Origin of the sequence: Streptomyces sp. NPDC017676 (genome assembly GCF_044329325.1) — a bacterium.
In the GTDB taxonomy this organism is placed as follows: Bacteria; Actinomycetota; Actinomycetes; order Streptomycetales; family Streptomycetaceae; genus Streptomyces.
Genome location: NZ_JBIRJA010000018.1, coordinates 10,374 through 24,853, shown reverse-complemented (window position 1 = coordinate 24,853; position 14,480 = coordinate 10,374). Strand labels below are relative to the sequence as shown.

The 14,480-nt window shown below is 69.6% G+C and carries 10 protein-coding genes; 5 read left to right on the top strand and 5 right to left on the bottom strand.

Annotation, left to right across the window (positions count from 1 at the left end):
• Window positions 1-51: 51 nt before the first annotated feature.
• The 5 genes from ACH4LD_RS32840 to ACH4LD_RS32820 all read left to right on the top strand — a co-directional run bounded on the left by ACH4LD_RS32840 (window position 52) and on the right by ACH4LD_RS32820 (window position 6,424).
• Entirely contained in the window at window positions 52-726 is a 675-nt protein-coding gene (locus ACH4LD_RS32840; protein ID WP_398057912.1) for a hypothetical protein, read from the top strand.
• Window positions 723-1,703 carry a hypothetical protein gene (locus ACH4LD_RS32835; RefSeq protein WP_398057913.1) on the top strand — a complete coding sequence of 327 codons (981 nt, stop codon included), beginning with the start codon at window positions 723-725 and terminating at the stop codon, window positions 1,701-1,703. Before ACH4LD_RS32840 ends, ACH4LD_RS32835 begins: the two co-directional genes overlap by 4 nt.
• On the top strand, window positions 1,670-2,809 hold the full coding sequence (locus ACH4LD_RS32830) for a hypothetical protein (RefSeq protein ID WP_398106202.1): 1,140 nt from the start codon (window positions 1,670-1,672) through the stop codon (window positions 2,807-2,809). The genes ACH4LD_RS32835 and ACH4LD_RS32830 overlap by 34 nt, the downstream gene beginning before the upstream one ends.
• Window positions 2,810-2,858: 49 nt before the next feature.
• Window positions 2,859-4,907, top strand: coding sequence for a hypothetical protein (locus ACH4LD_RS32825; RefSeq protein ID WP_398057915.1), 2,049 nt, complete (start codon window positions 2,859-2,861; stop codon window positions 4,905-4,907).
• Window positions 4,908-5,236: 329 nt separating this feature from the next.
• On the top strand, window positions 5,237-6,424 hold the full coding sequence (locus ACH4LD_RS32820; RefSeq protein ID WP_398057916.1) for a hypothetical protein: 1,188 nt from the start codon (window positions 5,237-5,239) through the stop codon (window positions 6,422-6,424).
• Between the two features lie 172 nt (window positions 6,425-6,596).
• On the opposite strand, the gene ACH4LD_RS32815 is transcribed toward ACH4LD_RS32820, so the two are convergent.
• The 5 genes from ACH4LD_RS32815 to ACH4LD_RS32795 form a co-directional block, all read right to left on the bottom strand.
• On the bottom strand, window positions 6,597-7,124 hold the full coding sequence (locus ACH4LD_RS32815; protein ID WP_398057917.1) for a transposase: 528 nt from the start codon (window positions 7,122-7,124) through the stop codon (window positions 6,597-6,599).
• On the bottom strand, window positions 7,121-7,660 hold the full coding sequence (locus ACH4LD_RS32810; RefSeq protein ID WP_398057918.1) for a winged helix-turn-helix domain-containing protein: 540 nt from the start codon (window positions 7,658-7,660) through the stop codon (window positions 7,121-7,123). The genes ACH4LD_RS32815 and ACH4LD_RS32810 overlap by 4 nt, the downstream gene beginning before the upstream one ends.
• 1,113 nt (window positions 7,661-8,773) lie before the next feature.
• A complete protein-coding gene (locus ACH4LD_RS32805) occupies window positions 8,774-9,706 on the bottom strand; it encodes a JmjC domain-containing protein (RefSeq protein WP_398057919.1) in 933 nt (310 codons plus the stop codon).
• 39 nt (window positions 9,707-9,745) lie between these two features.
• Window positions 9,746-11,053 carry a lanthionine synthetase C family protein gene (locus ACH4LD_RS32800; protein WP_398057920.1) on the bottom strand — a complete coding sequence of 436 codons (1,308 nt, stop codon included), beginning with the start codon at window positions 11,051-11,053 and terminating at the stop codon, window positions 9,746-9,748.
• Window positions 11,050-14,355, bottom strand: coding sequence for a lantibiotic dehydratase (locus tag ACH4LD_RS32795; protein WP_398057921.1), 3,306 nt, complete (start codon window positions 14,353-14,355; stop codon window positions 11,050-11,052). Before ACH4LD_RS32795 ends, ACH4LD_RS32800 begins: the two co-directional genes overlap by 4 nt.
• Between the last annotated feature and the right edge of the window lie 125 nt (window positions 14,356-14,480).

The window sequence follows — 14,480 nt, the reverse complement described above, 5'->3', positions numbered from 1 at the left end:
GTCTTTGCAGAGCCATTGATCAACCCCACCGCGAGTTACTACGGTGTGTGAGTGGTTGATGACGAGGGGGATCGCTTCTCCGACGCGATTCGGCTGCTGCTGCTCATAGCGGCGGTGTCCGATCCGTTGAACGAAGCCGAGCAGCAGGCCGCGCCGAAGGATGCGGTGGCTGTGCTGCGCGCTGAGGGCCGGCTGCAAAAGCTCGACTTCTGGCTGCGTAACCCGGACTACCTGGCCGATGAGCTTCTCAACGACTACGAGCGCGAGAAGGAAGCCATCAACCTGGAACTGGCCGGCAGCATCCTGGATTCGGACGAGCCGGAGATCTGCGCCATCCCCATGCTGCGCTACCTGTTCGGGGCGTTCGAGTACATCGACCTGGCGATGAGCATCCTGGCCGCCCCGCGGCTGGTCGTGGTTGTGCCGCGGCGCACCGCCAAGCGAGTGCTGCAGGACAACTACTACCTCACGGCCAAGGGCCGCGATCTCGCCGAACGGGCAACGGAGCAGTTCCCGGTGCTGGCCTGGTACACCGAGCGCGCCCGCCTCGTCCGGGCGCTCGCCGAGGCCACCGGGCACTCCGCACTGGCGCTGCGCAAACGTCAGTACCTGCAGCGTGACTACGCCGAGACCCCGTTGAACGAGTACATCCCGTCGATCGCCGACCGGGCCCGCGCGCGCCTGGCCCGGCTGCGCGCCGAAGCAGAGCAGGGGGACGCCGCGTGACCACACAGCCTTTGCCCGTGCCGTCCGACGGTGAGCTGTACGAGCAGATCGCCGCCCGAGTTCCGTCCGCTGACGTGGAGAGGGTCCGTGGCGTTCTGTCTGCCCACGGCATCCAGCTGACCAGCCCGCTGCCCGCGCGCCGGCAGCTGGTCGTGCACCGGCTGTACTGCGAGGGCACCAAGACCGGGACGGACGACAACGACGGCCCCTTCACCCTCGACATGACGCTCGGGCCGGGACCCTGGGCGATCGCCAGCACCCTGAACAACGTCGGCAAGTCGAGCCTCCTGTGGGCGCTGAGCTACGCCCTGCGGGGGGAAGGCTTCAAGCCCTTCCGCCGGCCGGAGACAGTGGACTGGTTCTCCTACATCCGCGCCGATATCGAGGTCGCCGGCGTTGTCGCCTCCATCCGCCTGACCTTCGACAAACCCGAGCGCCCCAGCTGCCGGCTCCTGAGCGCCGACACCCTCGAGCACCTCACAGCCCTCGACGGCTCCCAGGAGACCGGCCCCGGCGTACGCCTGGCGGCCACCGCGGAGCCCGGCGGCGTCAAGGAACTCATCGACCGTTTCATGCTTGATCGCTTGGGCCTTCGACCACTGTCCCTGTGGGCGGCCGAGGCGGACGCTCCGAAGGACGCCGAAGGCAACCGCGACAGCGCGGAGCAGGTGCACGGCTGGGCGAGCTACTTCTACGCCATTGCGCTGAACGCAGGGAACTCCAGCACCCTGCTGGGCCCGACGTCGTACAACCAGCTCCCCGTGAAGCTGATGCAGCTCTTCCTCGACGTCCCCTACGCGTCTGAGCTCACCCAGATCAACACGGCCCGCAAGAAGGACACCCAGGAGACCAGTCGCGTTCAGCGCCGGGCGCGTGAGGACACCAAGGCCCGCGAGCAGCAGACGAGCCGCTGCGCCAGGCGCTCAGGGCTGCCGAGGAGAAGGTGGCGGCCTTGGAAGCGGGCCAGCCTGACCTGACGGGCCTGCTCGCCGACGTCGACGCCGCCGCACGACGGCTCGCCCACGACCAGGCGGCTCTGCAGGAGGCTGAAGAAAGCCACGCCCTCGCGCGCAAGGCCCGCCTCAAGGACGAACGAGCCGTCCGCCGAGCCGAGCAAAGCCGCGCGGCCCGAGCCCTTCTGGGAGCGCTTGAGCCGGAGGCCTGCCCGCGCTGCGACCACCAGATCGATGACGCCCGGCGCACGGCGGAAGAAAGTGAACACCGGTGCTCCGTGTGCGCGAGCCCTCTGCCGGAGGTTAAGGACGATCCAGAGGCGCGGGCAGTGCTGCTCAGCCGGCTGGAGGACCGGGCGAACGCCTCCCGCACGGCTGAAGACACAGCCCGGCTGGCTGTCGAGACTGCCAGCGCCGCCTGCGACAACAGCCGTGCCGCGTACGACCTGGTGAACGCCCGCCTTACCGCGGCACGCTCCGGGAACTGGTACACCCGCCTCGAATCCGCCCGGCAGGACGTCTACCAGCTCCGGGGCGCTCTGGCAGTCGCCACCGGCAACGGGACCGGACTGCCAGGGGTGGTCGGAGACTACGTCACCGCAACGACGAGCCCGTCGGACACCGAGGACAACTCCGACGACAGCGACGCCATCTTGGAGGCGGCCGCCAAGGTGTTGTCGAAGGTGGTCACCGACCACAGCAAGGCCCTGTTCGCCGACCTGAACGTCGAGATCGTCGCCATCGCCCACGACCTGGGTGTGGCCAACCTGACCAGCGTCGACCTCAACCTGGCGGGACACCTCAACGCCCGCAAAACCGGCAAAAAGCACCCCTTCGAAGCGTTCAGCCCTACCGACCGCCTGCGCATGCGTATCGCAGCCATCGTCGGCATGATCAAAGTCGGCCGCAAACGGGGCATCATGTCCCACCCCGGTCTGCTGCTCATCGACGCGCCCACAGCCGAGGAACTCTCCCACGAGAACGCGCGCCAATGCATCAAGACCCTCTACGAGACCGCAGCCCAGGACCCCGGCATCCAGATCGTGATCACGTCGATCGACGACGCGGTTTGGGAGTTCTACCCCGAAGACCGTACCGTGACCGGTCCTGACAAACGCCATCTCTTCTAGGCCAGGCCACCAGGACTATCCAGCAACGACGAGGGAGGCGGAGGGCACCGTGCACGTCATCGACGAGCGCCTAGCCCAGTGGGCCGCACACGCCTCCCGCCCCCAACTGCGCGCCGGCCCGACACTGGAGGACCTCGGAGGCCTCGACGCCGTTCTCGCCGCCGCCGACCACCTCGCCCAAGGCCCCTTCCTGGCCCACCTCATCCAGGCGACCGCGCATCACTTCGACGCCGCGGGTAGCGAGACATGCAGGCCGCTGTGCGACGCCATCCTCGACGGCCTACGGACCAACAACAACCACGCGGCCTTCGCCAACGCCACCGACGCCCTCGCCAGCCGCCCGGCCCTGGCACGCGAACTCGGCATTCCACTGACCCGCGCGCTGCTCGCCCGCCTCCAGCAAGCCCAAGACGCCGGTGACGACCTCGCCGCGGCCCTCATCGGGGTGGAAGCCGCGGACTGTCTCGTCCAACTGACCTTGGCCGGCGTCACCAAGGCCGCGCGTCTCCTCGGCGCCATGGACGAAGCAACCGAAGACCCAGCCGCACTTCCCGAGGCCATGGCCACCCGCCTGCCGCGCCTCCTCGGGGTCCTCGACGCCCACCATCCAGGCGCCGGCCTCCGCGAAGCCCTCCAACGCTGCCTGATGCTCGACCACACTTACCGGGACGCAGCCTTCGAACTCGCCCTCGGCGACCTGCGCCACGCTCTGGAACAAAACCAGTACGCCCATATGGCCGAGCAACTGCGCAAAACCCAGGACCGGCTCGCTGAACTGATTGCTCTCGACCCCGACCGGCTGGACGCTCAGCTCTACCATGCCGCCATCGAAGCCGTCCTCGGCCTGTCCGCCCCTGACGCCCCCGCACGCGTCCACACCGCAGCATCCACTCTGCGCGACGCCCTCCACCGCTACCGGGACTACCGCTACCGCACCCGCACCCCGGCCTGGGCACGACCACGGCAGAACGACGTGATCGCCTGGTCCGAACTCACCGTTTTGCTCGACGGCGCCGCCGCACACCTCGCCGACGATGACCCCTGGTACGAAGCCGGCAACGGCATCCTCACCGCACTGCTCCGCGCGTACACCGCCCACAACACGGTCGCCGTCCTCACGGACACCCCCGCGGCCGCCGTCGTGGAAACCTTGGTGGCGCCCGTCATTGAGGACGCCTTCCACCAGCACGAGCACCGCCAGCGCTTCCTCGAGCACGCCCTGGCCCACGACGAGGAACTCCGGGACGACCCTGCGGCCCAACGACTCCACACTGCTCTCCTCCACCGCACCAAGACGAGCGAGAACTCCACCGCTCAACAAGCCGGTGATCGGGGAAAAGCGCGACGCTGGCAGCGGCTGGCATACCAACTCAAGGACGACTTCGCATCGTTCGTTGACCAGACACCCGAGCACGTCCTCGACCGCCTGGAACTCGGCCTGCGCACCCACGACGACGTCCTCGCGACCATCGCTGACCCCAAGTACGGCCACCTCAAGGCGCGGCTCCTCAGGCAGTTGGAAGCCTCCCGTGACTGGATCACCGGTGTCGCCGACGAGTTCACCGCTCTCCTGGAAACCACGATCCGCTTCGCCTACCTGTGCTACGACATCGGTCGAAAGATGGGCGGCTCCTACACCGAATACCTCCGCAAACGCGATAAAGACGGCAAGAAGCAGAAAGTAGACGAAGCGCTATTCCACCAGCACTACCGGGAAGTACTGCAGTTCTCAGCGCTCTTCAGCATCGTGAACTCGGAAGTCATTGACAAAGCAGGCGGAAGAACCGACATACTCGTCTCATTCGGCGCCGTTCAATTCAACGTCGAATGCAAGATCGAAGAAGACGACGCCAGCGAAACCGCGCTACGCCAATACGTCGCCCAAGCCGCCGAATACCAAAACACCAACGCCCGCTTCGCTATTCTGCTTGCCCTCGACAAAACCGTCGACGCCGAAGGCGCCGTCAACCTCTTCGAAAGCATCTGGATCGAGCCAGTCCAACGTCCCGGCGAATCCGAACCATGCCTGGTCGTCATCATCCGCATTCCGGGAGGACGCGAAAATCCCAACCTGCTGCGCCCCGCCCCCTCTCCGTAGCAGCGCAGCCGACAGCACTCCCACGGTGAGCGGAGCACCGACGACCGCAGACGCCCGCCCATCTCACGCTGCGGCGTCGTCTAGAGAAGCGGGGCCACCACAGCTGACGGAGATCGGGCCGCGTCCGCTGCCGGAGCGCGCACCTGGACCACGCCCACCGCCCACTTAGGTACGCCCAGTTGCCGGCGGGGCAACTCCTGGGCCTCGTCGACTGCGGCGGGGACCACGTAGTCCCTATATCGAGCAACATTCAGACCGGAGTGATAAAAGACCCGGCACGACGAACCTCTCGACTCACGTCTGACAACCCTGACCCTGGAATGGCGACAATGCTTCCCAACGGCCCCGCCCAAGTCCGCACCACCGCCGAACAATTCCCAGATGAAGCAAAGGTCCCGGCATGCCTAGAGCTGCAAATCACACCACAAGACCTGGCGCGCGCACTGTTCATCACGGGCAGAGCACCGAAGGACCAGAATAAGCACGGGCGATCATCGATATACGAGTGGTGTCACAGGGTCGCGGCGATGCCCGCCTATCTCAGCTGGACCGACGAAGACGAAGACGATGACGAGCAGTTGCGCCGCATCACACGTACCGACCTTGCCCGAGAGCTAGACCCCTCCGAAAAAGGCATGTTGTCCTACACCTTGGGACAGGCCATGTGCCAAATCTTCGCAGAGAAACAGCTGTCTGTTCGCTTCTTCATGCATGTCGCCCGCTACGCCGCTACTCACCAGATCACCTTCGCCCCAGGCCGTAGGCGAGCAGACTTTTTCGGGGAGCGGACAGTTGAGAGCGGCAGCCACACCTACGTCGTCGCGGAAGCCAAGGGTCGCTCCGGCCGCCTGACGAGCAAACTCCGCAATGACATGGAAATACAGAAGAGGACGGTTAAGACCATCAAGGGCGAAGAACCAGAGATCGCGTACGCGAGCGCGGTGGACTTTACCTCTGCTCGCGGAGCCATGCGTCTAACGGCGATTGACCCTGACGAAGCCGCTCCCAACGCCATAGACCTCCCCGTCGACCCGGATTGGCACGTCCTGGCCTACTACTCGCCATTCCTAGACGTCTTCGCCCACCAGCAACCCCAGGTCCTAGGCGACTACGTCGTGGCCAGCTTTCCCACGCTCGGCGTGACGCTGGGGGTACTGGCACCCGTCCTGCAGCGTGTTGAAAGGGCGTCACGACGCGACCAGCGCCGTGGCCTTCGCGACGACATCCTGCACCTCCTCAGTCGCCACAGTCCCCGCCACCGTCGCACGCTATATGTCGACGGCACTCTTTGCGCTACTGACTGGACACTTCCTCAAGTTGACCGGCTCCGCCCAGAAAGCCAAGGGCGCGACGAACTGCCCGACTCTCTTCACCAGGTATATCGCAGCATGGATATAGGTGGCGAATTGCAGGAAGTCCCCGCGAGGGAAGGGGATTTTGATCTGAGGAACCTATCCCGTGCGAGCGGTCGGATACCGGGAATCTTTCCTACACCGAGTGATCTTCTTGACAGCTGAGGCAGATGCCACCTGCTGCGCCGACTTGTAGCTGACCCCGGGGAATTCGCGGAGCGAATTCCCGCTGGGCTCGTATTGCGGAGCAATTCGAGCCGCAGCCAACGAAGTTGGCTGCATCCGGCGGCGGAGCTGCCGGTTACTGAGGTTGAACTCGTGATGTCGTCTTCGGTGATCAGGGGCTGATGGTCAGTCCTGTCTCGGTGAGGCAGCCGTCTATGAGGTGGCTGCGGTACTGGATGTGGCGGAGACCGCGTCGGATGGTCTGGACGAGGTGTTCGGGGGTGCTGAAGGCAACGTTGGAGAGCCAGCCGCGCCGCAGCAGCGACCAGACACCTTCGACGGGGTTGAGGTCGGGTGTGTAGGGCGGCAGGTAGTAGAGGGTCAGCCAGTCCTGAGCTGCCGCCCATTCCCGCAGGTCGGCGGCCTTGTGGACGTTGAGATTGTCCCAGACCAGGACGATCGGGCCGCCGAGCTGCCGGTGTGCGGCGATCAGCAGGTCGCGGTAGTCGCGCCAGGAGAAACTCTTGCGTCCGTCGCGGTTGCCGTCGTCGCGGCGGGGTCGGTAGATCAGCCTTGAGCGGTGACCGGGTTTGTAGCAGGTCGCCGCTGCGATGGAGATGCGTCTGCGGGAGCGGCCGCGGACCCGCACCACCGGGGTTCGACCGCGTTGTGACCAGGTCTTCGCCTGCGGCGGCGTCATGGAGAAGCCGGCTTCGTCCTCGAAGACGAGCCAGGCTCCACGGGCCGCCGCGAGTCTTCCGCGCAGGGCCAGGTCTCCTTCACCCAGCCGGCCACGGCCTCGTCGTCCCGTTCCATCGCGCGTCGGGCCGGCACCTGGCAGGACCAGCCGTTGCGCACCAGCAGCTTGCGCACACCCTGAATGGTGTAGGTCAGGTGGAAGCGCCGACCGATCACGGTCTTGATCCGGCTCAGGGTCCAGCGCTGGTCCTGCCAGCCGTGCGCGGTCGGCCCCTTGGCCAGCTCCGCCTCCAGTTGCGCGAACTGCTTCTCGCTCAGTCTCGGCAACGACGCCGGACCCTGCGACCGCAGAGCACGCGGCCCGTCCTCCTCCCAGGCCTGCCGCCACCGCTGCACCGACCGGACGCTGACGCGCAGGTCCTTGGCGATCACAGAACTCGCCTCACCCCGGGCGAACCGCTCGGCCGCCTGGAGCCGTAACCCCTCGCGGAACTGCTGCCGTTCGGCGGTCAACCCGCCCCCTTGTGGATACCGCATGCCCCGGTGATACCGCAGGGGACTGCCGCTCGTCAGCCCCTACGACACGACGAGTTCAACCTCAGTAGGCACTCCAGTCGTCCTTGGCGTAGTTCGCCCACCTCTGGGCCGTCGTGATGTTCAGGCCGAAGAGGTCGGCGACCACGATGGGCGGGTGGCTGGTGACTGCTTCGAACATGGCGAGAGGTAGCCGTTTTCGTTGCCGAACTGCTGGGGCATCCGTGAGTCGGCTACGGGCTGGGCGATCTGTTCCTCGATGAGGGTGAGGTAGGCGCCATTGTCGGCGCGGTGAAACCGGTCGCTGGTCAGTTCCACCTCCAGCTGACCAAAGCGCACCCCGGGCTGCCGCCCTACTTCTCATACGCCCAAGACGCCCTTTTGGATTGACCGACTTCGCACGATTGGAAGACCCGGCCGGGTAGGAACGCACAGGAGCCAGGAAAGACAGCGGTCGTGCACATGACATGGAGGCGCGCGGACAATCTGCTGACAGCAGGCAGACCGTACATCCGAAACCATGCCCGGTCAGGTGACCCGGGAAAGCCCGGCAGACCGATACAGAGCCGGCCGGCCCCGGGCATGCTCCCCGGCCGGGAACGAGCCGAGGCGACCGCGAGCCGGACCGGTGTGGGGACCACTGGCAGCCCGTCGGACACTTGCTCCCCTCGGCGACGAGCCGGCCACCCTGCCCGGCACACAGCCGCCGCCCGTGACCCGGTCGGCGCGCAGGTTCAGGACGCGACAGCGCGGACCCGCGGTCACACCCGCCGTCCTTCCGGATCTGCAACCAGGCGCCGTCTGAAGCGGTGGGGTCCCTTCGACGCTCCGGGCTTGTCGCCGACCGCGCGACAACCGCGACCTGCCGGCCCAGTGCCTGCGCGAAGAGGCTTTCGTCAACTGTCCGAGCGAGTGGTGGCACTGGTCCTACGCGGACCGCTACTGGGCACACATCACCGGCACCCCCGCCGCCCGCTAGCGCGCCTGCGGGTGTGGCGCCCGGCGCGGCATCGTCTGACCCGTTCGAAGGCGGCGTGGTATCTGCTGTCCGTCGGTGACCGGGGGCGGGGCCGACAGCCGGGTAGAGGCATGGTTCGACCCCCCTCCTTGTGGCCGTCACGGCCGTGTGCTGTTTGGTGAATGGTCCCGGAAATACGCGGCGAGGCTGGTCAGGTCGTCCACGGGGGGCGTGCCGTGGAGGGGTATGCGTGCGCAGCGTGCCGCGGTGAGGACCTCGTGCGGTTCCAGTTCGTCGAGGGACCGGCGCATCCGGTCCGTGAGCCGGCGGATGTGGGCGGTCAGCGCGGCGTCGTCCAGGGGGCGGGGCTGTGCCGTGAAGCCGGTGAGGAGCAGCCGCTGGAGGGCAGCGTAGGAGTCCTGGGCGCTCGCCTCGCGGATTGTCATCGACAGGTGGACGGACAGTCCGCGGTTGCCCATGGCACTGTGGGCATAACCGCGGGGGATGTAGAGGACGTCGCCCTCGGCCAGGGTGTCCTTCAGCAGGGGCGGACCCACGTCCGACGCCGCTCCCGGTGCCCAGTTGCCGTCGGCGGGGCCGGGATACACGGTCCACTGCTTGCGCCCGCCGATCTGGAGCAGCAGGACGTCGGCGTCGTCGCGGTGCACGGCGAGCCCCTGAGCGCCGGGCGGTGTGATGAAGAGGAAGCCTTCCACTGCCCGTCCCAGGGCCTGCTGCCACCGGTCGGCCAGAGTGGCGACGTCCGTGTGCCAGTGCTCCACGTTGCGCAGCAGCAGGGTGCACCCCTCGCGCAGCCCCCGGAAGATCGCCGCCGCGTCGGCGAATCCGGTCAGCACCGTGCCGTTGACCGTGCGGGTGGTGGTGTAGTTCGTCTCGGGCACCGGGGCGCCGTCCCTGACGAGCGCGAGGTGTGGGGTGCGCAGCAGGGGGTCGCGGATCGCCGCGTCGACGTCCCGCACGGTGAGCGGCGGTACGGGCGAGGTGCGGTACACACGTGGCGCCGTGCGCCACTGCCGCGCGAGGAAGGCGGCGGTCGAGCCGGTCCAGTCGTCCAGCGCAGTGGGGATCATGCTGCTCAACCCTCTCGATGGGGCGTGCGGTCTCACGGGTCAGGCCACCAGCAGGGCGCGGTCCCAGCCGGACCGGGGCGGCTCACCGGTGGCGTAGGCGTGGAGAGCGAGGGCCACGCCGGCCGTGCCGGACAGCAGCCCGAACGCGTCCTCAGGCGGCCGTCCCGGACGCGGCACCGCGGCGAAACGAGGGTCCGTGTCGCCGTCCGCGAGATCGAGGAGGTGCCGGGCGATGCTGTCGAGGCGGTCGCGGAGTTCGGCGTCACCAGTGTCGGCGGCCATGCGCGCGGTGATGTGCAGCAGCCCCGCCCGGCCGTGGCACAGGCCGGGGTCACCGGGCAAAAACGGCCCGGACGGCGTGGGCAGGACCGCCTTCAGGGCGGCGACGGCCTCCTGCCGCCACCGGGGCTGCCCGAAGGCGCTGCCTGCTAGATACAGGGCACGGGCGACGCCGGGGGTGCCGTAGCACCACGAGAGGCGGGCACCGCCCAGGACGGGCCCGGCCTCGGTGACCATCGCCGGCCAGCCGGGGGTGCCGGGCAGACGCTGCTCGCGCAGCCAGCGGACGATGGCGTGGACGGCGTCCCGCTGCCCCGCCACGCGCACTCCCTCGCGCCACGCGAGCGAGAGCAGTGCCAGGGGGCCGGCGATGCCGTGGGCGAGACCGAGGTTGGCGTGTCCGGCGTGCACGGGGGCCGGCGCGTAGTCGGTCGTGCTCTGGGCCACCCACCAGCCCGGGACGGGACGCATGCCGCCGGCCCCGCTCCGGCCTCCTCCGGCGCCGCTTTGCGCGATGCGGAGAGCGGTCAGCGGGCGGGTGAGCGCAACGAGCGCGTCGAGCACCGAGCGGGTCGGCCCGGCCGCCCCGCGGGACAGGGTCAGCGCTCCCAGCCCGGTGAGTCCGGTGATCACGTCGTAGGAGGCGATGCCGACGCAGCGGCCCTGCGCGAGCCGCCGGCTCTCTGTCTCGGTGCGCCTGCGCACCTGCGCGGCGATCTTCAGGTCCAGGCGGGCCAGGGTGTCCGCGTAGTGCCCCGTGCCGCCGGCGGCGGCCTGGGCCGCGAAGCACAGTGCGGCGGTCCCGTCGTACAGGCCGGCGGGCGGGGCGGCCGGCCGGGCACGCGCAGCCTGAGTGAGCCACCTGTGCGTCGTACGTGCGAAAGCCCCGTCGTGCCGGGACAGTTCGGCGAACAGCAGCGCCATCCCGGGCAGGCCGCCGGCCAGGCCTGTGGTGCGGGCGACCGAGCCGCGAGGGGTGGCATGCCAGGCCGCCGTGGTGGCGTCGACGTCGGAGAACTGCCGGGCGATCGAGGCGACCGTGTGTGCCGCGTCGTCCCTGAGGCTCATGCGAGCCGGTCCCCGACGGTCACCGCGCGGGAGCGGGCGGCGGCGGCCCGGCACGCTCTGGCGGCCAGCGCCAGCGCCTGTTTCTCATGGGCCCGGTCGATACCGTGCAGCCGGTTGTGGTGCATGTGCAGCACGGATGCGAGGACAGTGTCCGCCGTGGTGGCCTCGTCGGCCGTTCTTCCGGCCCGCAGCCGGTTGGTGAAGTCCTCCAGCGCGTCGCCCCGTTCGGCCCAGAGCCCGGTCAGGTGCTCGCCCCAGGGGGTCGAGCGCAGCGCGCTCCAGTCGTCGGCCGGGTCGAGGACCTTCTCGGCCCGCGCGCCCGGCGCGGCGGCGTCGCGGCCGGCCACGGCAGGGGACTCCGTGGAAGCCCTGTCGATCAGCCAGCGGTGCCCGCGATCCGGACCGAGCATGCGGTGGGCAAGGTTGATGTAATCGGCAGCCATGACGATCAGCGGGTCGATGTCCGCCGGCGGCCGGCGCAGCAAGCGGATCTCTTCGAGGCACGTACGGCTGTCGGCTTCGAAGAACGCTTCCGCGGCCGGCAGGGCGCCGGCACCACCGTACCGCTCGGCCTCCGGGTCGTAGGTGTCGAGGACGAGCCGTTGGGGTGTTCCGGTACCGGAGAGGCCGCGCGTCCAGGCGGTGATCCGGGGCAGCAGGCGGCCGGTCAGGGCGCCGGGGTCGCCGTGGAAACGGAGCCGCAGGTGGGGGGAGTCGTCGCGGTATCTGACGTAGAACCAGCGGTCTACCTCGGGCGGAAGTTCCGCCAGGAGTTCGGGCAGGCGTTCGGCGAGGATCTCGTCGTGGCGTTCGGCCGCGCAGTAGACCTTCGCGTAGAGCCACTCCGACCCCGGCGGGTGGACCGTGCGTCCGGGCAGGTACAGGAACGGCACGGCGGGGTCGGGCGAGGGGAGTGCGTTCCGGCGTGCGCCGGGGGTGCCGGACGGCGCGTGGGGCGTCTTCGGCAGGTCCCGGGACTCCAGCGGGCCGGGCAGCGACGGCACGGTCCCGGCCGGTGCGGCGCCCGGCTGCCGGACGAGTGAGAAGACGACCTCGGCGACGCCGTTCGCCTCCGCAGCGCCCCCGTCGGCGGGCGCCAGCCAACCGCATCCCGTGCTGCCCCCGGCTGGCAGCTCCTCCAGTACGACGGACGGACGCCGCCGCAGTTCGCCGCGCAGCAGGGCGAGGTGGGCCGGGGAGTCCAGGTCCAGTGTGATCCTGCGGTCGCTGTCGGCCACGCGCACTCGGTCCGGCAGCCGCCACCGCGTCCGCCACCGCCGGAAATCCGCCGCCCACTGCTCGTCGGAGGACGTGGTGTCGTGCAGGGACGGATCGACCGGTCTCCACCGCGCGGTGGACAGCACGGTTCGTCCGTAGCGGACCCGCGGCAGGTAGGGCAGTGCTTCGGCTGTTCCCCAGCGCCAGCCGGGGGCGGCCGTGTCACCGCTGCGCACGATGTCGTTCAGCAGGCGTACGGCGTTGGGGGCATGGGCGTCAGTGGCGACCATGCCAGCCAGGGTCGGCACGATCTCACAGCCAGTCGACAGAGCCACGGCGGCCAGCCGGCGGGGGGTCGCCACGACCGCGATGTCGTGCAGTCCGAGCACGTGCTCGCTCCCGCGGTCCGCGAAGGTCCCGGCCTCGATGCGGGTGGCGCCCCAATACGCCGTCCGTGCCACGTTGGCGGCCCTCGGTTGCAGGGGTGCGAACACCAACTGGGCGCGCACGGCGCTGGGTTGGCGGACGGGCAGGTCACGCAGCAGTTGGGTGTGGCCGTCCGGGCCCGTGGGCAGCAGGTGGGCGAACCGCCCGGCATAGGCGCCGGCCTGCGTCCTGACGCCCAGCACGACGAGCTGGAAGTCGCCACGGGCCAGACAGGCGGTGGAGTCGGCGAGCAGATGGGTCAGCAGGTCGAAGGACTGCAGAGTGGATCCGGTGCGGGAACCGCCGTCCGCTGACCCGGCCTCGCCGCACAGGGCCCGCACCAGGGTGTCGTCGAGCACTATTTCGTCCTCGCACAGCAGGCAAGTCTCCTGGGCCAAAGCGATGAGCAGCGCATCGATGCCGTCCGGCACCAACGGCCGGGAGACCGGTTTCCTGGCCGCGCCGCCAGGGTGACGGTACCCGGCCGGTGCGCCCAGCCCCCGGTCCGGATCGAGGAGTTCGAGGAGAGGTACCGCCCGTTGCGTGCCGTAGCGTTCGAGGAAATCGGCGTGGTACGCGGCGAGGAAGTCCGGGCCGGGCCGGCGGGCCGCCATCCGGGTCAGCACCTCTGCGGCGCGCTCCACCTCGGTGGCCACGGCCGGCGGCAGCGTGACGCGCACATCGAGGCCGAGGTCCACCTGGACCGGCTGCGCGCAGGCGCGCAGCGCGTCCATGCGCGCGGTCACCGGACCGAGGACCGAACGGCCCCGGCCGAGCGGAGTACCGGCGTACTCGGCCAGGCCACGTCGTACGGCGGCCAGTTCGGCCAGTGTGTGACGGCTGGCGGCGGTCGCCTCGTCGAGCGTCCCGGACAGCGATCCCAGGACGTGGCCCAGCGGATCCCGCGTGGCCGACGACGGCCGCAGGTCGGTGAGCAGGGCCCCCACGGCCACCAGCTGCCGCAGCAGGTTCGCCACCACCGCCTCGGTGACCGCAGGGAACTGGACGGCGAGCGTCTTCTCCAGGTGAGTGAAGGCCACCGGCCGGGCGGCCTCGGTGAGCGCCGCTCGCACGGCGGCGGTGTGACGCAGCGAGACCTGCCGTACGCCACGGCTGTCCCCGGCAGGGGCATGGGGGACGACGAGGCGGCCGCCGCGCGCCCAACACAGGTCGCTCGTCGTCACGTGCAGCATCCGCAGGACGCCCAGATCGCCTTCGAGTTCCGTCAGGACGTCCGTGAGCCATCCGGCGTCCGGGTACACGCTCTTGCGGTGGGCCCTCCCCCAGCGCACCTCCGGCTCGGGCCCGAAGCCGCCGGCTGCCACCCCGGCCAGGATGCCGAAGGGAGTGGACCGGCCGGCCAGACGAAGGCGGTAGCGGGTGATCGCCCGTACCGCGCGGCGGAGTTTGCGCGCCGGCACCGGCTGCCCGGCCTCCACCTTGTCCAGGGTCGCGCTGAGCGACGAACTGGACAGCAGGAGGGCCTCGCGGAGAAAGGCGTCGTGCGCCACGGCGCGCAGGAACCCCGTGTCGTCGGATGCCGTCTGCTCATCGGCCTCCTGCGGACGGAGGGACCGCGGAACGGCGGCCCGCAGCAGGACCGGGCCCGCGCGCCACAAGCCCGCCGCGGCCCTGCCGGTCCCGCTCGTCGCCTTCATACTCGCTCCATGCCGTGGGGGCGGGGGGGGCGGCCGCGGCCCCCCCCCCCGGGCCGGGGCAGCGCCGGACCCCGCGGGGGGGGGGGGGGGGGTGGGGGACCCCCCCCCGGGGGGGGCCCCCGCCC

What these genes read in the sequence shown, in the direction of transcription:
- ACH4LD_RS32800 (WP_398057920.1), bottom strand. Translation starts at nt 11,053, where the DNA reads ATGAGCCTCAGGGACGACGCGGCACACACGGTCGCCTCGATCGCCCGG.
- ACH4LD_RS32795 (WP_398057921.1), bottom strand. Translation starts at nt 14,355, where the DNA reads ATGAAGGCGACGAGCGGGACCGGCAGGGCCGCGGCGGGCTTGTGGCGC.
- ACH4LD_RS32820 (WP_398057916.1), top strand. Translation starts at nt 5,237, where the DNA reads ATGCTTCCCAACGGCCCCGCCCAAGTCCGCACCACCGCCGAACAATTC.
- ACH4LD_RS32815 (WP_398057917.1), bottom strand. Translation starts at nt 7,124, where the DNA reads ATGACGCCGCCGCAGGCGAAGACCTGGTCACAACGCGGTCGAACCCCG.
- ACH4LD_RS32805 (WP_398057919.1), bottom strand. Translation starts at nt 9,706, where the DNA reads ATGATCCCCACTGCGCTGGACGACTGGACCGGCTCGACCGCCGCCTTC.
- ACH4LD_RS32810 (WP_398057918.1), bottom strand. Translation starts at nt 7,660, where the DNA reads ATGCGGTATCCACAAGGGGGCGGGTTGACCGCCGAACGGCAGCAGTTC.